This window comes from Streptomyces sp. A1277 (genome assembly GCF_004795015.1).
In the GTDB taxonomy this organism is placed as follows: domain Bacteria; phylum Actinomycetota; class Actinomycetes; order Streptomycetales; family Streptomycetaceae; genus Streptomyces.
Map to the genome: position 1 here is coordinate 26,622 of NZ_SSBI01000038.1, position 18,356 is coordinate 44,977.

Genomic DNA, 18,356 nt, shown 5'->3' on the forward strand with positions numbered 1-18,356 from the left:
GGCGGCGAGAGGGAGCCCTTTGCCCACGCGGCCCCTACGCCGGTTCCGGAGCGCCGGGCAGTTCCGCCAGGCGCTCGCGGGCCCGGTCGGCGTAAGGGGCCTCGTCCAGGCCGGCGCACAGGCGCAGGTCGGTTCGGGCCCCTTCGAGGTCGCCGCTTCCGGCGCGGCAGGCGGCCCGTTCCCACAGCAGCTCGCCCCGGTCGGCGTCCGGCAGGTCCAGGGCGGCGGTGAAGTCGTCGATCGCCTCCGGCCACCGCTCGGCGGAGCGGTTCACGTAGCCCCGGTTGTAGAGCAGGGACGGGTCGGGTCCGACGAGTTCCAGGGCGCGGGTGAGGTCCGCTATCGCGTCGTCGGGCCGGCCCTGTTCCTGGGCGATGACCGCGCGGTTGGCCAGCGCCTCGTAGAGGGCCGGGTCGTGCTCCAGGGCCGTGGTGAAGTCGGCCAGGGCGGCCCCGGGGTCGCCGTCCTCCAGTGCGAGCAGGCCGCGGGTGCACAACAGGTCGGCGCTGTCGGGCTGGTGGACGAGGCCCTCGGCCACGTCCGCGCGGGCGCCGTCCAGGTCGCCGGACTCCAGCAGCAGGGAGGCGCGGTTGACCCGGGCGCGCAGGTAGTCCGGTTCCAGCTCCAGCACGTAGCCGAAGTCGGCGAGGGCGCCCTTGACGTCGCCGAGTTCGGCGCGCAGGTCGCCCCGGTTGTAGTACGCCTCGGGGAACGGCGGGCTGACGTCGATGGCGGCCTGGTAGTCGGCCAGGGCCGCGTCGGTGTCGCCGGACCGCCGGTGGAGCGAGGCCCGGTCGAAGTAGTACTCGGGGTGGTGGGGGTCGGCCGCGATCACCCGGGAGAGGTCGGCGACCCCCTCCTCGATCCGGCCCAGCGCGGCGCGCACCTGCCCGCGGTTGTGCAGCAGCACCGAGCGGTGCAATTCGTGCTCGCCCGGCGCCAGATCGGCGTCGAGCTGGGCAAGGCCCTCGGTCACCAGCTCCTCGGCCCGCGTCAGGTTGCCCATGTGCATCTCCACCAGGGCAAGACCGTTCTGCTGGAAGACCTTCTGGAACGAGCGGGACGCCTCGGGCATCTGCGATGCCAGGGCGATGGCGGTGTGCAGATGGACCCGGGCGGTGAGGTGGTTGCGGGAGTCGGGCGCGCGGTGGCGGGTGTACAGCATGCCGAGCGCGTAGTTGGAGAACAGGTGCACCATCGGCGTGGTGAAGCGGCTGCGCAGGTCGAAGTAGATCTCCTCGGCCTCGTCCACCTGCCCGAGGACGGCCAGCGAACTGGTCAGCCTGGTGCTCGCCGTGCAGTACGCGTCCTCGTTCCGCTCGGGGTCGGCCAGCGCCCGTGCCCGGCGGCCGAGTTCGATCGCCGCGTGGTAGAAGCCCATGTCCACGCAGCGGCCGGTCGCCTCCAGCGCTGCCCGCAACCCGGCACCGTGCGGGTCGCTCCCGCGTTCCAGGTGGTACGGAAGGGCGCCGAGCCGGTGGGCCTGCGGCAGGGTCCGCTCCAGCTCGGCGGCCCTGGCGTCGTGCAGCTCGGCCCGTATCCTCGCGGGCGCGGCCTCGTAGGCGGACCGCTCGCCGGCGACGTCGGAGGTGCCGTCGGACTCCACGTAGGCCCGGACCGGGTCGGCGCCCTGCCGCGGTGCGGCGGGCGCGGGGGCGGTGGCCGGTGCGTCCACGCGTACCGCGTACCGGGCCAGCGCGCCGGCCAGTTCGGCGGCGTGCGCCGGCAACGGGTCGGCGGTGGTGGCGACGACGACGCGCAGCCGGGCCGGGTCCACCCGGCGCAGGACGATGGCCAGCAGCTCCTGCTCGGTGGCGTCCGCCTCGTGCACGGCGTCGAAGCGTACGGTGACCGGCCGGTCGAGGTCGGCCGCCCAGCGGTTCAGGAACTCCACCACCCCGTGCGCCAGGCGCCGGGTCCGTCCGGGGCCGTAGAACCGGGTGCGTTCCTCGGGGATGGCCAGCGAGGTGAGGGTCTCCCGGGACGGCGCCACGACGGACTCCAGATCGGGGGCGGCCGACAGCAGTTCGACGTCGTGGGCGGTGACGAGATCCGGCGCCTCGGCCCACACCCGGGGCACCACCAGGTTCAGCAGGGCGGCGGTCCCGGCGTACGGGCCCCGGCCCAGGCGGTGGCTGCTGACGGCGTGGAACTCTCCCGCGGCGGGCCGGGGCAGGACGGTGCCCAGCGCCGCGTCACGGTCCCGGCGGGTGACACCGACGATCCACAGGTGTGCGGGCTGCTCGCTCATCGGGCGCGTTCCTGTTCTGCGTGAAGGGAGGCGGGGGTGGGGGTGGGGGCGGGGAGGGCCGCGGTGTCCTGGACGGCGGGGTCGGGCGCGGGGAGGGCCGCGGTGTCCTGAACGGCGGGATCGGGGGCGGGGAGGGCCGCGGTGTCCTGAACGGCGGGGTCGGGCGCGGCGGCGGGGTTCGTGGCTGCTTCCGTGCGGTCCCGCTGCCGCTGTCGCCGCCGTTCGCGGGCGCGGTCGCGCAGGGCCACCACGCCGACCAGCCCGAACTGCACGAAGCTCAGCGCCAGGAAGCCGACGGAGTCCCAGAAGCCGGAGTCCGGATGCCCGGGGTGGCCGAGCCGGTCGACGAGGAGGCGCACGAAGTGGGCGAGGACCGGGACCGCGGTGCCGGCCGCGGTCAGCAGCATCACCAGCACGCCCGCCGCGGCGAAGGGCGCGTACCAGCGGGCGACCTTGCGGTCCCGGTCCGACCACTGCTCCAGGTCGACCATGCGGTGCCGCAGGCCGGACAGGCGGCAGGCGGTGTTCCGGATCAGCGCACGCGTCGCGTCGTGCAGGGCGACGCAGCCGAGGGCTGTGGAGAAAACGTAATAGAGGTCGGTCCGCAGGAACAGGTAGAACTGCCAGACGAACCGGAGCGCGGTGACGAATGCGAGGGCGACCGCGAAACGCCCGAAGAAGGAAAGGCCGTGACCGCTTCGATGCGCATCGACGGCGGCCGCACAGACCAGCAGGCAGAAAACCAGAGCGTCGGCGACCATACCGGCCAGAAAAGGAAGATAGCGCTTCCTCCTGGGAACTCCGAGCAATCCGTTCAGCGTCGTCTCGAACACCACGAAGTAAAGCCGGCGCCCGACACCGAGTCGAGAGGGAATACCTATGCGCCGACCGGCCAGTGCGTGGAAGGATTCGTGGAGGAACACGAACGGCAACTGAGCGAAGAGCAGACCGACTTGCACCAGCAGCAGCGACTCGGTGAAGAACAGGGTCTTCGGATACGGGCGCACATCGGGCATCCGCACCAGGAGCACCACGCACACCACTGCTATCGCCCCGTAGACGACCCAGGCCACCGGCGAGAACACGGCCCGGCCGAGCCGCGCGTACCGTACGGCGGCCGGCGCCTCAGCGACCGGTTCGTCTCCGTCCACCCGAAGAAACCCCAGGTCACCAAGGGTCTCCAGAAAGTCGTCCATGTCGACGGGTTCGTCGTAGGCGGCGTTGTACCAGGCGACGGCGTCAGCCAGGGGCATGCCGGTGGTGAGCTTGTGGAGCAGCGTCGCGCCGTCGGCGGGAAAGAGGGCGTACGAATCGGTGTCGGCCCGGCCGACCAGTACCTCGTCGCCTTCCGGGACGAATGTCAACTGATGAAAGGCAGGCTCCGCGGTCTGCCGAGTATCCGCCATGCCGCCTCCGCGTCGGGATTCGCCGGCGACCTCCCGGCATCGTGTAGGGACAGCGCCGTGGTGCCCGGAATTCGATGAATTCCGGGCACCACGTCCTGCGTCAGTTCTGACCCGCGATACACATCGGCGGCCAGTAGGCGCTCGCGCTCGTAGTGAGCTTCACACCGCCGGTCTTGCGCACGACGATCTTCTTCATCGGGATCCCCCCTTTTCGGTGGAATGATCTTTCTCGGCCGGCACGCGGACTGTTGAGAATTCATCAGTCCTTGGCCTTGGGCTCGTCACTTATAGCACCGGCGCCAGGCGCCTCACCAGAACACGAAGCCCGAGAAATGACCTGCGGGAATTTTTTCGGTCGAGATCCGGTGCATGCGTTTAATACGTGCGACGTCGGCCTCACCTGCCGCGAAACCGAAAACAAACCCGGCCACCGGGGACGCCTCCCACCGCCCACACCCCCGCCCCGACCACCGGAGCGAACAGCGCCGCCCCGCCCCACCCCTGCCCACACCAGGGCCGCGCCCCACCCCGAGCCCAAAGCTCAAGGTCACACCCCTACCCGTCCCAGCACCCCGACGGCTCCCCTACCTCGCTGCCCGACGCGGGACCGCCCGGCCCCTCATCCCGATCTTCCTGGCCGGAAGTCGCCGCCACTACTCCACTTGAGCGCGGAGATGCGCCCGCCCCGTGGAGGCGCTGTGAACCTTCCTCGCACGGGAGCGCGGTCGGCTCCACGCCCCGAGCCCCGTCAGCTCGGCTGCTCCCACACGGTCACGGCGATGCGCACAGGTCCGGCGGCAGGGGCAGCCACGGTGCGCAGATAAGCCGTGCGCCCGTCCCGGGTCTGCACACAGAACCGAGCGCCACGGGTCAAGTACGCGGTGTAGGCACCGTTCCTCGTGACCGCACCGCGCACTCGGCTTCGCCCGGAACCGGCCCGGAGGCAGGAAGCGGAGCCAGCCTCAGGCCGCTGTCCGGGGTACCGGGTCAGTGGTGCGTGGCGTCGCCGGGTTCGGCGTCGTGGAGGGCGATGAGGGGATTGCTGTTGTGCCAGTACTCCTCGAGGAGCGAGTCCTTCAGCGCCGACTCGCGCTCGGCCATGATGTTGCGCAGGCGCGCGGGGTCCTCGAAGAAGGTGCGCTTCTTGGTGATCTTGCCGTCGATGACGTCGACGAGTTCGACGACGGTCATCGTCCACGGGTTTCCTGCGAGGTCCGTGCCGTTGTTCGTGGCCTCGACGACGACGCGTGTGGGGCCGCCGGCGTAGTACTTGAACGAGGAGTGGTCGGCGGAGGTGTAGCCGCACAGTTCGTGCAGGCGGTGGCGGCCGACTGCGATGTCGGCCGGACCCACGTAGGTGCCGCCGTAGGGCGCTTCCAGGTTGAGCTGGATCTCCTTCTCGTGTTTGAAGGTGTCGATCACCCGGGCCATGGCGTCGTCGCTGAGGCCGTCGTCACCGCCGGTTCCCAGCGCGTCGTAGAAGCCGCGGACGACCGCAATGTTCTGTTCGGCCTGTGTCATCTCTTCACGGGGCATGTGCGTCCCTTGAGGCAGGCGGCGCCGTGAGCGCCGCAGGGTGTGAGGTGGGCTGTGTGCGGGGCGTTCAGTCCGTGGTGCCGAACCAGCGGTCGGCAGCGTGCGCGAACGCGGTGAGATCAGGGTCAGGGCCGTCCGCCCAGGCGATGACGCCGTCGGGGCGGATCAGCAGAGCGGCGCAGTCCAGTTCGTTCCGCGCTGCCGTGGGGAGGTACCGGACCAGGTCCTCGTAGCCGGAGATCGCGTCGGCGAGCCGGCGGTCGGCGGTGAAGTCGATGGCGACGCCGTGCCCCTTGTGCATGTAGTCGCTCAGACGGCTGCCGTCCGTGAAGTGGAAGTCGGGTGCGTTGCGTCCGACCAAGGGGTGCGTGCTGCCCAGGTTGTAGCGCTGTGAGGAGCCTGACGTGCGGTTGTAGACGTAGGTGGTTCCGTCACGTGTGGCCAGCAGGTCCCGGACGAGAGCCTGGACGGCCTGGGAGTGCGGGTCCGGCCTCATCACCGCGCTCTGTGCGCGGGTCCACTCCAGGATCTGGGCGCCGACCGGATGACGCTCTTGGGTGTAGGTGTCGAGCAGTCCCTGGGGGGCGTAGCCCTGTGCGGTGGCGGCGAGTTTCCAGCCGAGGTTGACGGCGTCGCCGATTCCGGTGTTGAGGCCCTGTGCTCCCAGGGGCGAGTGGATGTGGGCGGCGTCACCCGCGAGCAGCACGCGGCCTTGGCGATAGGACGTGGTCTGCCTGGCCCGGTCGGTGAAGGTCGAGACCAGCTCGACGTCGGTGAGGGTGACGTCGGTGCCGGACACACGGCGCAGTACGTCCTGGAGGTGCTCGACGGTGGGCTTCTGCGTGCGGTCGAAGGCGCCGCCGTCGCAGTCGAGCATCCCGATGTGGCCGGGGGTGGGCATCTGCAGGTACATGCCGGTCGGCGTGAGGGTGAAGCCGGGCTGCAGCTTCTCGGGATCGGCGAGGGAGGCGAGCATGGTGTAGCCGGTGAACTGCGGTTCGGTGCCGGTGAACTCGAAGTCCGCGAGAGTGCGCACGGTGCTTCGGCCGCCGTCGCAGCCCACGAGCCAGCGCCCCTGGTACTCGTGGTCTCCTGCCCGCACGGTGACGCTGTCGCTGTCCTGTCGCAGGGCCGTGACCCTCTCCCCACGGCGGATGGTGACGCCGGACTTGGCGGCCTGTTCGGCCAGCACGGACTCGACTGCTTCGAGGCTGGTCATCACCCCTTCCAGCACCGGGCTGGGCAGCCGGAGCGGGAGGGCGCCGGTGTCGATGTCGGCCGGGTCGAGCATCATGCCGGCGAAGTGAGCCACGCTGCGGGGTGCCGGGGCCTCCTGCAGGTCCGCGTCGAAGTCGCCGTAGTCCTCGACACCGGATGCCTGGAGCAGCGCGGGCAGCATTCCGCGGCGGTGGAACACCTCGACCGAGGCGGGGGACAGTCCGCGCATGCCGAGGGGCATCGCCCTCCACGGCGTGCCGGCATCGTCCTGTTCCAGGACCAGGACATCGCAGCCTGCGATGCCCAGTTCGCACGCCAGGAGCAGTCCGACGGGGCCTGCGCCCGCGATCACGACGTCGTACATGAGCGTTCCCTTCTTCATGGTGGTCAGGGGTGGGGCGGGGCCCTACTGGAACAGGGCCAGGTCGATGGAATCGCCCAGGGCCCGGCAGCCTGCGTCGCTGCCGTGCAGGTGGTCGCCCGCGTGGAATCCGTCCCGGATCCGGCTCGGGTGGTCGGGGTCGCTCCAGACGGCGTCGAAGTCCATGACCGCGTCGAAGGCGCCGCTGGTGCGGATCCACTCGTTGACCTTCTGGCGGACCTGCTCGCCTTCCTGCGTGAATATCTCGTCGCCCTCGTAGGGCGTGAGGGTCGGGGCGTACACGCGCACGCCGCGGGCGCGTGCCCGGCCGATCAGCTGGCCGAAGCCCGCAATGAGATCGTCGGCCGTCACGGGCGCGCCGGGGAACATGGCGAGGAAGTCGGGCGAGGGGCCGCTGCCGTCCGTGGGCGGGTAGGAGACGCCGATGTCGCCGAGGCCGATGGCCAGGACGACGTAGCCCAGTCCCGGCGTGGCCAGCACGTCGCGGTCGAAGCGGGCCAGGGCGGCTTCACCGAGTCCCTCGTTGAGCATGCGGTTGCCGCTGATGCCCTGGTTGGAGACGCACAGGGTCGCTCCGTCGCGCTCGGCGAGGCGCTCGGCCAGCCGGTCCGTCCAGCGCCGGTTGGTGTCGGGGGTCGTTCCGGAGCAGTCGGTGTTGGAGTCGCCGATGACCGCGATAGTGGCCCCGGTGTCGCCGTCGCGCGGTACCTCGACCGCCGAGATGAGGGCCTGCAGGGGCAGGGACTCGCTGCCGGCCGGGAGCGTCAAAGCGTCGACGGTGTTCCCCGGCATGACCCAGGCGGTCTGCACGCCCATGGCGTGGCAGGTGGCGCTCTTGACGGCCTCGGGCAGGTAGAGGCTGATGGACAGTTCCGAGAGGGCGGGCACGGCCAGGTCGACCGGGTCGCTGAGGACGGGGGCCCCGGTCGGGATGGTCACGGTCGGCTTGTCGTCGAAGGTGAGCCCGCGCTCGCTGCCCGGCCGGATGCCGCCCTCGGGGGCTGCCAGAGCGATCTGGGCGGCGCCGACGATCAGCGGCTCGGTGCCGTATTCGTTGGTGATCCGCAGCCGTACCTGCCGGCCACCGCCGCTGATCCGCACCACCTGGCGCAGGGTGGTGTCGGCGAACGAAGGCAGGAGGCCGAACTCGCTGATCGGGGCGTGCGGCGCGGTGCCCCACGTGCGTGCCCACCCGCCGGCCGCCGCGCCGGTGGGGTGGGCGGTCGTGATGTCAGTGTTCCCGGTCATGGGAGACCTCCTTGGTCCGGATACGGAGAACGCCTGGTAGCCCGCGGCAATCGTCGGGAATGCCGTGGTGCTCAAAGCGTGGCCCGACCCGCTCACAGGAGGCTCACACCGAGTTGACGCGCCCACGCAGGGACCGACTGCCTGCTCTGTCGTGACGTGAGCGGCCAGAGCCGGATCCGCCCGACGCCCGCTTCTTTCACCTGGCGTCGGACCCGCGCGGAGATTTGGTCCTGCCCGCGTCCTCACGCGAGGATCGGCCCATGACTGGGGATGCGCGGCTTTGCATCACGCTGCTCGGAGGGTTCCAAATGGCGCGCGGCGACAGGGCCGTGCCCGTCCCGGGGGCCCGGCTTCAGCAGCTCGTGGCGCGGCTGGCACTGGCCGGGGGCCGCGTGGTCGGCCAGGAGACCCTCATCGACGCCATCTGGTTCCAGGACCCGCCGGCTGACCCCGCCCACGCCCTGCAGGCCCTCGTTTCGCGCCTCCGCAGAACCCTGGGCTCAGCGTCCATGGTCGTGCAGGCGACGGGCGGCTACCGGTTGGACATCGAAGCGGCGGACGTGGACGCCCTGCGCTTCGAGAACCTCGCAGCGCACGGCCGCAGGCGGCTGCTCGCCCAGGACCATCGCGCGGCGGCAGCCCTGCTGGACGAGGCCATGGCCGTATGGGAAGGCCCTCCCGGCGCCGAACCGGGCGCCATCGCGGCGGTGGCCCCCGCGTCGGCCACCCGACTGGCCCAGGTATCCCTCCAGGCCGCCGTCGACCTCGCCGAAGCCGAGGTGGCGCTGGGCAACGCCGCAGCAGCCACCACGCGGCTGAACGACCTGCTGGCCGAGGAATCCCTGCACGAAGGAGCCCTCGCCCTGCTCATGGACGCCCTGGCAGCCCAGGGCCGCCAGGGTGAGGCCCTGGCCCGCTACGAACAGTTCCGCGAGCAGCTCGCCGACGGACTTGGCACCGACCCGGGGGCAGCACTGCGCGAGCGGCACCTGAACTTGCTGCGCACCACGGCAGCCGAGCCGCCCGCCGCGGCGAAGACCATGCAGGGCCCTGGCAATCTGCCCGCCTCGATGAGCAGCTTCATCGGCCGCGAGGACGACCTCGCCCGCATCGACAGCCTTCTCGCCGCAGGACGACTGGCCACGGTGCTCGGACCCGGCGGCGCCGGCAAGACACGCCTCGCCATCGAAGCCGCACGCCGTCAGCGCCCGGCATATCCGGACGGCGTCTGGCTCGTCGACCTGACCTCCGTCTCCGATCCCGACAAGATCAGCGAAGCCGTGCTGGCCGCGACCGGCCTGCGTGGCACGGCGTTCTTCGACGCCTCCGCGTCCCACGCCGCCGTCACAGGCGGCATCGACATGCTGGCCGACCAACTCGACGGACGCGACATCCTGCTCGTCATCGACAACTGCGAACACCTGATCGACGCCGTGGCACGCATGATCACCGTCCTGCTGGCACGATGCGGCGGGCTCAGCGTCCTGGCCACCAGCCGCGAGCCACTGGCCATCGACGGCGAGGCACTGGTACCCCTTGGCCCCCTGCCCCTGCCCGACCCCCACGCAAGCAGCGAAACAGCCGGTGAAACACCCTCGGTCCGCCTGTTCATGGAACGAGCTGCCGCAGTGCGCCCCGGGTTCGAAGTCGACGATCACAACCTGGCAGACGTACTGCACATCGTGAGCGCGCTGGACGGCCTGCCACTCGCCCTCGAACTGGCCGCAGCACGCCTGCGCACTCTCTCCCTGAGCGACCTGTCCGCTGGACTGTCGGACCGATTCCGCGTCCTCACCTCCGGCAACCGGACCGCATCGGACCGCCACCGCACCCTGCGCGGCGTCATCGCCTGGAGCTGGGACCTGCTCGAAGACGACGCACGCACCACGGCCGAACGCATCGCGGTCCTGCCGGGCGGCATCACCCCCGCCTCCGCCGCCGCGGTCTGCACCGGCTCCACCGTGCCCGTCCGCAGCATCCCCGAACTCCTCGCCGACCTCGTCGACCGGTCCCTGCTCGCCCTCGAACCCGATACCGGCCGACACCGCATGCTCGAATCCATTCGCGAATACGGCCTGGAACGACTCGACGCACAACACACCCTCGGCCCCGCACGCGACCAGGCCGCGCACTACATCGGCGACCTGGTCGCCCACTACGACCCGCTCACCCGCGGCCCCCAGCAGCTCCACGCCCTGAACACGCTGCGCGCCGAACACGACAACGTCATCGCTGCCCTGCGCCACCTGTGCGACAGCAGCGCCGCGGACACCGCACTGGCACTCGCACTCAACCTGACCTGGTACTGGCAGATCCGCGGACGCCACGCCGACGCCCACCACTGGCTCACCCAAGTCACCGCACTCCCGGCCCAAGACGACAACGTCCGTCACGACATCGCGCAGGCTCTGCTTCAGCTCCACTCCGCCACGGGCCAAAGCGCGCTCTTCAACAACAACGTCGCCCACGAGCAGAGCCATGCCTTCACCCGCCGTCTGCTCAGCCACCGGCCTCTACCCGGCTTCACCGGCGGCCTGGTCACCATCCAGCTCGCCCTCAACGGCCCCACACAGCCAAACCCCGCGCTTCTGCAGACCGTCATCGACGGGCCAGACACATGGCTGGCCGGCTACGCCCACCTCTCACGCGCTCACGCCGCGGAGAACCGCGGACAGCTCGAGGCCGCCCGCGACGACGTCTCGATGGCCCTGACCCGCTTCACAGAGGCCGGGGACGACTGGGCGCTGGCCACAGCGCTCCCCCTTCGATCTCTCCTGCGCCAATACGACGGCGAACTCGACGACGCCCTCGCCGATCTACGACAGGCCAAGCGACTCGCGCAGGAATTCGGAGCGCTCAGCCTCAGCGACGAAATCTTCCTCGACCTCCGCCAATTCGACCTCCTGGTACGGCTCGACCAGACGGACCAGGCCACCAGCCTCATCTCGTCCACGCGGCAACGCGCGCTTCGTTCCACCCCGCCCGAGATGGCGATCCTCCTCGACGCCCGCGAATCCCGACTTCGTCTTCAGACCGGCGACCTGGACCGCGCCGGCCAACTCATCGACCAGGCCGAAGCCGGACTGAGCCGCCGAAACCCGCTCGGTGGCGAACACGGCCAAGCACTCATTGCGATCGTGCGGGCCGAGCTCTGCCTCCGACGCGGTGACACAGCCGCCGCCGCACGCGCCCTGCATCAGGCGTACTCGGCCGCCGTCCACAGCAGAGATCTACCAGTCGTAGCCACCGTGGCAGTGACCGTGGCCGACCTCGCAGAGCTGGACCACCAACATCACGACGTGGCCCGCATCCTCGGCGCCGCCGCCCGGCTGCGCGGCGCCCACGATCCCACCGACCCGTACATCCGGGCACTGCGCGCACGCGCGACCAGCGCACTCGGCGACACAGCCTTCGCCGAGGAATACAACAGCGGTTGGGAGCTGGACATCGCGACCGCCTTGTCACGCGTAGACCCGAAGCGCATCAGCCGCGAACCACGCGGCACGGGAACCAGCCCGCGGTAACAGAGCGCGGCCGCAAAGGGCTGGCCATGACCGCGCAATGCCCGTGATCCACCGCAGGAAGGCGTAGGGAGCCTTTTCAGCGTTGCCAGAGCGAGGACCGCGGCGGTGATCGTGCTGAGGCGTCGAATTCGGCCGTGAAGCCTTCGCCAGCCAGGAGCCGGCAACCCGACGCGCTCGGATTCCGGACGAGTGGCTCGATGCCCCGCCCGACGCTGAAGAACCACCCGCCGGAGTTCAAGGCGGACGCGGTCGCGCTGTACGAGTCGCGGACGGAAGCGACGATCAGGTCGGTCGCCGCCGATCCGGGGATCAATCCGGAGGCCCTGCGGAACTGGGTGAGGGCAGCCGGGCTGAGCCGTCCCCGGGAACGGCGGACGCAGGAACCGGCTCGGCCGCCGGCCCCGCTGGATGGTGCGCCACCAGCGAACGGGGCTGTCCAGGACGGCTCGGACCGCCTCTGACCAGTGGGAATGGTGGAGTCCCGCTGGATCATCAGGGCCGCAGTTGCATTTTCGTAAGCAGCGCGAGCAGAGTGCGCTGTTCCTCCGCATCGAGACCGGCGAAGAGGCCGGAGGCGTGAAGTCGCGTCCTGAGCACCTCCCACAGTCCGTGCCCGCGTTCCGTCAGGGCCAGGGTGCGCTTGCGGCCGTCGGAGGGGTGAGGGCGGCGGGCAATGAGTCCCACGCTCTGGAGTTTGTCGGCAGCGAGACTGACCGTCGAAGGATCACAGCCGAGGCGGGCCGCCACGTCCCGCATCGTCGGCGGTTCAGTTCCCGGCGCAAGCGCCCACAGCGTGCCGGCGACGGAGGCCGGCACCCCGAACTCTCCGAGCACCTGGGCCACGACCGCGTCCGCGGAGTGTCCCACTTCCACGAGAACACGGACGATCTCGGCTTTCCGCTCGACGTCCGTGCGGTGAGTCGTCGATGTCGTCGCGTCACGGCCGGCAGTCATGGGGCCATGCTACGTTAACAATATCAATGAGAAACTCAATGAATATGGAGGAGTAGATGACTCACAGTAGCAACGGTGAGAGGGTGCTCGTCACGGGCGGAACCGGCTACCTGGCAGGCTGGGTGATCGCGGGCCTGCTCCAGCGCGGCTACCGGGTGCGCACCACCGTGCGCAGCCTCGGCAAGGCGGAGCAGGTGCGTACAGCCGTCAGCGGGCGCGCGGGCGCGGAGGTCGCCGCAGTCATGGAGTTCGCCGTCACCGATCTCCTCAGCGACGAGGGCTGGGACAAGGCCGCCGAGGGCGCCCATTACATGATTCACACCGCGTCGCCGATGCCCTTCGACTCCGGCGTCGATCTCATCAAGACCGCCCGCGAGGGCACCGGCCGAGTCCTGGGCGCCGCCGCCCGCGCCGGGGTGAAGCGTGCCGTGCTCACGTCTTCCGGCATCACGGCCGGTGCAGGCGACTCGAACACGCCCGCGACCGAAACGACATACGCCGAGCCGTCCGGCACCCCGCTTCACGCGTACCCCGACTCCAAGATCCTGGCCGAGCGCGATGCATGGGAACTCGCCGAAGCGACCGGGCTCGAACTGTCCGCCGTCCTGCCGACGTTCATGCAAGGTCCCCCACTGGGCGCGCGGAACGGGGCAGGAACGACCGACGTCATCCGCCGCCTGCTCGCCCGCGAGATCCCCGCAGTCCCGAACATCGGCTGGAACGTCGTCGACGTCCGTGACGTCGCCGAACTGCACATTCTCGCCATGACGAACCCCGCCGCCGCAGGCCAGCGTTACCTCGCTTCGGGCAGCTTCCTTTGGTATCGGGACATTGCCCGCATCCTGCGCGACAAGCTCCCGGACGAAGCCACCAAGGTGCCCATGCGCACCATGCCCGACATCATCGTCAAGCTGCTGGCCCGAGTGAACCCGCAGATGGCGATGGTGCGCTCCCAGATCGGTCGCAAGAGGCTTGTCGACAGCAGCAAAGCGCGCACGCTCGGCTGGCAGCCCCGTCCCACCGAACAGACGATCATCGACACCGCCACCGCGCTCCTGGCCAAAGACTCGCCCAGCAAGTAGTAGCTGCCGCCACCGCCATCGGAACCCAGCACGGGCGCTCCCGTCCCATCCCAGCACGATCCCAGCACGATCCCAGCACGGTAGCGATGAGCAGGGGTGATGACAGGTGACAAGAGGTCAGCTATCACAGCACCATCCCAGCACGGGAAGAAGCCACGGGCCCGACTCCGAAGAGTCGGGCCCTCGCTGACCTGCATATGTGCCAGAGCAGCGACGTGGTGATATGTCAGCGGCTACACGTTGAAGCGGAATGCCTGCGGACTGATCCTGACCTGCGACGGAGCTCCATCCAGAGCTCTGACCTGGGGCTTCCTGGTTAGCACGCGTTGGCTCGCGACGGCCATTTACGGGTGTCCTGCGGACCGGCTGCGGACTGGCCGGGTATGGCGAGGCAGAGGAATCCATGGCACACCGGCGGGGCCTGCAACGCGACTGCACGGGTGAGCGACTCCTGCCCCTATCCCTGTTGTGGGCACCGCGCGGGCGCGATGCCCGGCTCGTACGCGCTCTGCCCCGTCTGCTTCCTGGAGGACGACGGGGTCCAGTTCCGCTGGCAGACCATGGGCGGCGGAGCGGACGAGGTCTCCCTGATCGAGGCCCAGCGCAGCTTCCAGGACTTCGGACCGACGCGAAGGCCCTTCAGGCACTCGTCACCACTGCCACCCCGCCCACCCTGGGCGGAGGGCTCACGCCGTCCGACGAGACTCGTCATCCCGAGCCTGCCCCAGAAGGAGCGTCGACCAGTTCAAGTGTGCCGAGAACGACACGATCTCCTGGAGGAGCTTGCTGGCCGGAAGCGCGGCAGCACCTCGGTGAGGGGGTTTCCGCGCGAGGCACGAAGCGCCACCCCGACCAGCCCGCCCACGTGCCGGTCGACTACTCGCCCGACTCGCCGCTCCCGATGTTCTCGGACGAGGTGAGTCCCTGATGAGCGTGCAGCGCAGGCGTGGGCAGACGGCCCGCGTTTGGGTGACGAGGGCGGTTCTCGTTTCGGCCGTCGTCGACCTCGTGGCCCGGACCTCGCTGAGTCGCTACGGTTGAGCCATGACCGCACTGCCCGACTGGATGCGCCCGCCCCGCGCGGAAGGCTGGTTCGCGGAGGACTTGGACCGCCTCCCGGAAGCACCGCGCCACACCGAGCTGATCGACGGAGCCCTCGTATTCATGATGTCCCCGCAGCGGTGGTGGCACGGCCATCTCGTCACGATGCTCACCGTGGCTCTCATGGAGCAGGCGCCGGCCAACGTAAGGGTCGGACGGGAGATGACCATCAAACTCGATCAACGCAATCGGCCCGAGCCGGATCTGCTGGTGACGACGGCCGACTTCGACGGTGACCGCACCTGGTTCGCACCGGATGAAGTACGACTCGCCGTCGAGGTGGTCTCCCCCGAGTCCGCACACCGGGACCGCACGGTAAAGCTCCACAAATACGCAGAGGCCGGCATCCCGCACTACTGGCGCATCGAGGACGAGGACGGAGCACCCATCGTCCACGTCTACGAACTTGACGAGCCAACCGCCACCTATGTACCCGTCGGCATCTTCAGGGACTCGCTCAACCGTCCGGTGCCCTTCGAGATCAACCTCGACCTGGAGAAGCTCGCTCCACCCCGCCGCAGCTGAGTGAGCACCAAGTCAGCATGGAATGCGGTGGGGCCGCACTTACCCAAGTCCGACCCCTCTGACCAGCATTCTTGACGAGATCCTAGCTTAAAGTAACCAACTCGCTACACGTTGAAGCGAAACTCCACCACAACCACTCTGACCTGCGGTTATGCGGGCGCGTCCCAGCACCATCCCAGCACGGAATTCGCTGCAAAGTACAAACAGATCCGAAAGCACCAAGACTACGCATCACCGCTCGCCCCGGATACAGGTCGCGCAGCACTCCAACCGCTGTAATAGTTTCTGTACTAGACTTGCAGTCATGAAGTCACCCCGCCCCGGCGGCACGGAGAACATCTCCGTCTCGATGCCCTCGGAACTCCTCGGTGCTCTGCGCACACGTACCGGCAAGCGCGGCATGTCTGCGTATGTGACGGCAGCGGTCCGGCACCAGCTTGCGATGGACGGCCTCGCCGAGATCGTGGCCGCCTACGAAGCCGAGCACGAGCCGCTGAGCGAGGCTGAAGTCCAGGCCGCGCAGAGCGAACTGTTCGGTGACGCACCGGCACCCTACGCGTCAAACGACAGCGCCGCATGAAGGGGCCCGCAGCCAGGTCTCTGGTTCTGGACTCCCAGGCGTTGTCACTGCTACTGCGCAACGACCGCCAGATGATCACCCGAATCGAAGCCGCTCGACGCGTGGGCGTGCCTGTCCTTGTGTCGGCCCTGACAGTGGTGGAGGCCGTCTACGGGAAGACGGACACCGCCCGGCTGCACTGGCTGCTGTCCCGCCTGCAGGTCCAGGACGTTACCCAGGCGGACAGCCTCACCGCGGTGCGGCTGTTGAGCGACGCCGGTGGTCTGCACGGCCACAAGTACGCCATCGACGCCCTCGTCGCCGCGATGGCGCTCCGCTCCCCGGCACCCGTACTCGTACTGACCTCGGACCGCGACGACTGGTCGAAACTGTGCGGCGACCGCGTACAGATCAAGGACGTCTGACCACAGCGCCTACTCAGGTGAATCCACCAGCTGATCGACTGCTGCTTCATAGAAGGCATCCGCGAGGGCGACAATGATCGCGTTGATGGCCGGCCCGTCAGTGAAGAAGTAGTCAGCCATCGTGTTGTGGGCATCTTGGTTATCCGCGACTGCCTCAGTGACGGCGGCCTGGAAGTCCTGTGACTCCAGGAACTGCTTCTTGGAATTCACCTTGGTCTGCTGGACCAAGTTCGGATCGGCAAGCAGCAGCTGCACGAGGCCCTGTACGAACTCCCCGACTTGGGAGGCCGGGAGATCAAGCGCCGGTCCGACGTCGTCCAGGTCTTCCCGAACACCGCAGCCGTCAACCGGCTCGCCACCGCCGTCCTGGCTGAACTCCACGACGAGTGGAACGCCTTCCCTCGCCGCTACCTCTCCACCGAGAGCATGGACAGCCTCTATCCGGACACCACAACTCTCCTGCCTGGCACAACCGAGTGATCACCTACACCACGTCACGGGACATGACCCTCAAGGGATGCAATCGAGCCGCCGCAGGATCGTGAACGGGAGGACCACTGTCCCGTACTGGTTGGGGCGATAGGGGCCCCGAAGCTGGTCAGCGATGGACCAGATGAAGCTACCGAGCGTGCTCACAAGTTCCTCACGAAAATCGTCTAGCAGTGCCGATCACTTTGCCAGAGCCTGCAGCCACCGTCCCACGGTTCAGCCACTCACCGAGGTGGATCCCAGCACCGGCAAGGGCATCCGCGTCCCAGCACGATCCCAGCACGGTACGGATGACCAGGGATGACGACAGGTGACGAGGGGTCAGCTATCCCAGCACCATCCCAGCACGGGAAAAAACCAAGGGCCCGACCCCGAAGAGTCGGACCCTCTCTGACCTGCACGTTTGCCAGATCTGCGACGTGGTGATATGTAAGCCGCTACACGTTGAAGCGGAACTCCACCACGTCCCCGTCCTGCATCACGTAGTCCTTGCCCTCCATGCGGGCCTTGCCCTTGGCGCGGGCTTCGGCCACCGAGCCGGTTTCGATCAGGTCCTCGAAGGAGATGATCTCCGCCTTGATGAAGCCCTTCTGGAAGTCGGTGTGGATGACACCGGCTGCCTCGGGGGCCGTGGCGCCCTTCTTGATGGTCCAGGCGCGGGTTTCCTTCGGGCCGGCCGTGAGGTAGGTCTGCAGGCCCAGGGTGTCGAAGCCGACGCGGCCGAGGGTGGCGAGGCCGGGTTCTTCCTGGCCCATGGACTGGAGCAGTTCCAGGGCCTCGTCGTCGTCCAGCTCGATCAGCTCGGACTCGATCTTGGCGTTCAGGAAGATGGCCTCGGCGGGGGCGACCAGGGCGCGCTGTTCGTTCTTGAAGTCCTCGTCGACCAGCTCGTCCTCGTCCACGTTGAACACGTAGAGGAACGGCTTGGTGGTGAGCAGGTGCAGCTCGTGGAGGAGGCGGCCCTTCTCCGTGGAGGCCGTGATGCCCGCGTGGAAGAGGGTGTCGCCGGCTTCGAGGATCTTCTGGGCCTCCTCGACCGCGGCCAGGACCGCGACCTTCTCCTTCTGGAGGCGGGATTCCTTCTGGAGGCGCGGGATGGCCTTCTCGACGGACTGGAGGTCGGCGAGGATCAGCTCGGTGTTGATCGTCTCGATGTCGTCCTTCGGCGAGACCTTGCCGTCGACGTGGACGACGTTCTCGTCCTTGAACGCTCGGATGACCTGGCAGATCGCGTCCGACTCGCGGATGTTCGCGAGGAACTTGTTGCCCAGGCCCTCGCCCTCGCTCGCGCCGCGCACGATTCCGGCGATGTCCACGAAGTCGACCGTCGCCGGCAGCACCTTCTGCGAGCCGAAGATCTTCGCCAGCGCGTCCAGGCGGCGGTCCGGGACGCCGACCACGCCGACGTTCGGCTCGATCGTGGCGAACGGGTAGTTGGCCGCCAGCACGTCGTTCTTGGTCAGGGCGTTGAACAGGGTCGACTTGCCGACATTCGGCAGTCCGACGATTCCGATACTAGTACTCATGACACAAACGTCCGCTCAGGATCAAGAAGGGTGGGGTCGGCCGCGACTCCAGACACGCTCACCGGCTCCTCGTTCGCACGGCAGCCCAAGCGCGCCATCGTCCACGTGCGCGTATCACGGTACAGGGACA

Annotated in this window: 15 protein-coding genes and 2 pseudogenes; 8 read left to right on the top strand and 9 right to left on the bottom strand. The window is 68.8% G+C overall.

The genetic code is table 11. The features are described 5' to 3' along the window. Positions 1-34: 34 nt before the first annotated feature. The 5 genes from E6R18_RS23550 to E6R18_RS23570 all read right to left on the bottom strand — a co-directional run bounded on the left by E6R18_RS23550 (position 35) and on the right by E6R18_RS23570 (position 8,041). Positions 35-2,251, bottom strand: coding sequence for a tetratricopeptide repeat protein (locus E6R18_RS23550; protein WP_136318897.1), 2,217 nt, complete (start codon positions 2,249-2,251; stop codon positions 35-37). Further along, positions 2,248-3,615, bottom strand: a complete 1,368-nt coding sequence (locus E6R18_RS34140) for a hypothetical protein (RefSeq protein WP_168712420.1) — start codon at positions 3,613-3,615, stop codon at positions 2,248-2,250. The genes E6R18_RS23550 and E6R18_RS34140 overlap by 4 nt, the downstream gene beginning before the upstream one ends. A gap of 1,029 nt (positions 3,616-4,644) precedes the next feature. Then, positions 4,645-5,193 (bottom strand): hypothetical protein, encoded by a 549-nt coding sequence (locus E6R18_RS23560; RefSeq protein ID WP_136318898.1) that lies wholly within the window; start codon positions 5,191-5,193, stop codon positions 4,645-4,647. A gap of 67 nt (positions 5,194-5,260) precedes the next feature. Beyond that, complete coding sequence (locus E6R18_RS23565; RefSeq protein WP_136318940.1) at positions 5,261-6,775, bottom strand: FAD-dependent oxidoreductase; 1,515 nt, start codon at positions 6,773-6,775, stop codon at positions 5,261-5,263. A gap of 42 nt (positions 6,776-6,817) precedes the next feature. Next, positions 6,818-8,041: an SGNH/GDSL hydrolase family protein gene (locus E6R18_RS23570; RefSeq protein ID WP_136318899.1), complete on the bottom strand. Its 1,224-nt coding sequence runs from the start codon at positions 8,039-8,041 to the stop codon at positions 6,818-6,820. Positions 8,042-8,349: 308 nt separating this feature from the next. Between E6R18_RS23570 and E6R18_RS23575 the strand changes: the two genes are divergently transcribed. Both E6R18_RS23575 and E6R18_RS23580 read left to right on the top strand, forming a co-directional pair. Then, a complete protein-coding gene (locus E6R18_RS23575; RefSeq protein WP_240799833.1) occupies positions 8,350-11,565 on the top strand; it encodes a BTAD domain-containing putative transcriptional regulator in 3,216 nt (1,071 codons plus the stop codon). A gap of 197 nt (positions 11,566-11,762) precedes the next feature. Next, entirely contained in the window at positions 11,763-12,026 is a 264-nt protein-coding gene (locus E6R18_RS23580; RefSeq protein ID WP_136318901.1) for a transposase, read from the top strand. Positions 12,027-12,057: 31 nt separating this feature from the next. Here the strand turns inward: E6R18_RS23580 and E6R18_RS23585 are convergent, their stop codons facing one another. After that, positions 12,058-12,519: a MarR family transcriptional regulator gene (locus tag E6R18_RS23585; protein ID WP_136318902.1), complete on the bottom strand. Its 462-nt coding sequence runs from the start codon at positions 12,517-12,519 to the stop codon at positions 12,058-12,060. An 83-nt stretch (positions 12,520-12,602) separates the two neighbouring features. Between E6R18_RS23585 and E6R18_RS23590 the strand changes: the two genes are divergently transcribed. From E6R18_RS23590 to E6R18_RS23610, 5 genes are all read left to right on the top strand, one after another. Continuing rightward, positions 12,603-13,601, top strand: a complete 999-nt coding sequence (locus tag E6R18_RS23590; RefSeq protein ID WP_240799834.1) for an NAD-dependent epimerase/dehydratase family protein — start codon at positions 12,603-12,605, stop codon at positions 13,599-13,601. Positions 13,602-14,089: 488 nt separating this feature from the next. Next, positions 14,090-14,521, top strand: a complete 432-nt coding sequence (locus E6R18_RS23595; RefSeq protein WP_240799835.1) for a CPCC family cysteine-rich protein — start codon at positions 14,090-14,092, stop codon at positions 14,519-14,521. A 124-nt stretch (positions 14,522-14,645) separates the two neighbouring features. Continuing rightward, positions 14,646-15,227 carry a Uma2 family endonuclease gene (locus tag E6R18_RS23600; protein ID WP_136318905.1) on the top strand — a complete coding sequence of 194 codons (582 nt, stop codon included), beginning with the start codon at positions 14,646-14,648 and terminating at the stop codon, positions 15,225-15,227. 304 nt (positions 15,228-15,531) lie between these two features. Continuing rightward, positions 15,532-15,807 carry a hypothetical protein gene (locus E6R18_RS23605; RefSeq protein WP_136318906.1) on the top strand — a complete coding sequence of 92 codons (276 nt, stop codon included), beginning with the start codon at positions 15,532-15,534 and terminating at the stop codon, positions 15,805-15,807. After that, the gene (locus tag E6R18_RS23610; RefSeq protein WP_014048105.1) at positions 15,804-16,211 is read left to right on the top strand and encodes a PIN domain-containing protein; all 408 of its coding nucleotides are present in this window, start codon (positions 15,804-15,806) and stop codon (positions 16,209-16,211) included. The genes E6R18_RS23605 and E6R18_RS23610 overlap by 4 nt, the downstream gene beginning before the upstream one ends. A gap of 9 nt (positions 16,212-16,220) precedes the next feature. On the opposite strand, the gene E6R18_RS23615 is transcribed toward E6R18_RS23610, so the two are convergent. Further along, the gene (locus E6R18_RS23615) at positions 16,221-16,466 is read right to left on the bottom strand and encodes a hypothetical protein (protein WP_240799836.1); all 246 of its coding nucleotides are present in this window, start codon (positions 16,464-16,466) and stop codon (positions 16,221-16,223) included. A 33-nt stretch (positions 16,467-16,499) separates the two neighbouring features. Between E6R18_RS23615 and E6R18_RS23620 the strand changes: the two are divergent. Further along, positions 16,500-16,691 (top strand): annotated as a pseudogene (locus tag E6R18_RS23620) (transposase); the annotation flags it as partial. Between the two features lie 36 nt (positions 16,692-16,727). Here the strand turns inward: E6R18_RS23620 and E6R18_RS23625 are convergent. Together E6R18_RS23625 and ychF are read right to left on the bottom strand one after the other, a co-directional pair. Next, positions 16,728-16,847: pseudogene (locus tag E6R18_RS23625) on the bottom strand (type I restriction-modification system subunit M N-terminal domain-containing protein); the annotation flags it as partial. A gap of 290 nt (positions 16,848-17,137) precedes the next feature. After that, complete coding sequence (gene ychF, locus E6R18_RS23630; protein WP_136318907.1) at positions 17,138-18,226, bottom strand: redox-regulated ATPase YchF; 1,089 nt, start codon at positions 18,224-18,226, stop codon at positions 17,138-17,140. Positions 18,227-18,356: the final 130 nt, after the last annotated feature.

What these genes read in the sequence shown, in the direction of transcription:
- E6R18_RS23550 (WP_136318897.1), bottom strand. Translation starts at nt 2,251, where the DNA reads ATGAGCGAGCAGCCCGCACACCTGTGGATCGTCGGTGTCACCCGCCGG.
- E6R18_RS23610 (WP_014048105.1), top strand. Translation starts at nt 15,804, where the DNA reads ATGAAGGGGCCCGCAGCCAGGTCTCTGGTTCTGGACTCCCAGGCGTTG.
- E6R18_RS23565 (WP_136318940.1), bottom strand. Translation starts at nt 6,775, where the DNA reads ATGTACGACGTCGTGATCGCGGGCGCAGGCCCCGTCGGACTGCTCCTG.
- E6R18_RS23580 (WP_136318901.1), top strand. Translation starts at nt 11,763, where the DNA reads ATGCCCCGCCCGACGCTGAAGAACCACCCGCCGGAGTTCAAGGCGGAC.
- E6R18_RS23600 (WP_136318905.1), top strand. Translation starts at nt 14,646, where the DNA reads ATGACCGCACTGCCCGACTGGATGCGCCCGCCCCGCGCGGAAGGCTGG.
- E6R18_RS23595 (WP_240799835.1), top strand. Translation starts at nt 14,090, where the DNA reads ATGCCCGGCTCGTACGCGCTCTGCCCCGTCTGCTTCCTGGAGGACGAC.
- E6R18_RS23605 (WP_136318906.1), top strand. Translation starts at nt 15,532, where the DNA reads ATGAAGTCACCCCGCCCCGGCGGCACGGAGAACATCTCCGTCTCGATG.
- E6R18_RS23575 (WP_240799833.1), top strand. Translation starts at nt 8,350, where the DNA reads ATGGCGCGCGGCGACAGGGCCGTGCCCGTCCCGGGGGCCCGGCTTCAG.
- E6R18_RS23585 (WP_136318902.1), bottom strand. Translation starts at nt 12,519, where the DNA reads ATGACTGCCGGCCGTGACGCGACGACATCGACGACTCACCGCACGGAC.
- E6R18_RS23560 (WP_136318898.1), bottom strand. Translation starts at nt 5,193, where the DNA reads ATGCCCCGTGAAGAGATGACACAGGCCGAACAGAACATTGCGGTCGTC.
- ychF (WP_136318907.1), bottom strand. Translation starts at nt 18,226, where the DNA reads ATGAGTACTAGTATCGGAATCGTCGGACTGCCGAATGTCGGCAAGTCG.
- E6R18_RS23570 (WP_136318899.1), bottom strand. Translation starts at nt 8,041, where the DNA reads ATGACCGGGAACACTGACATCACGACCGCCCACCCCACCGGCGCGGCG.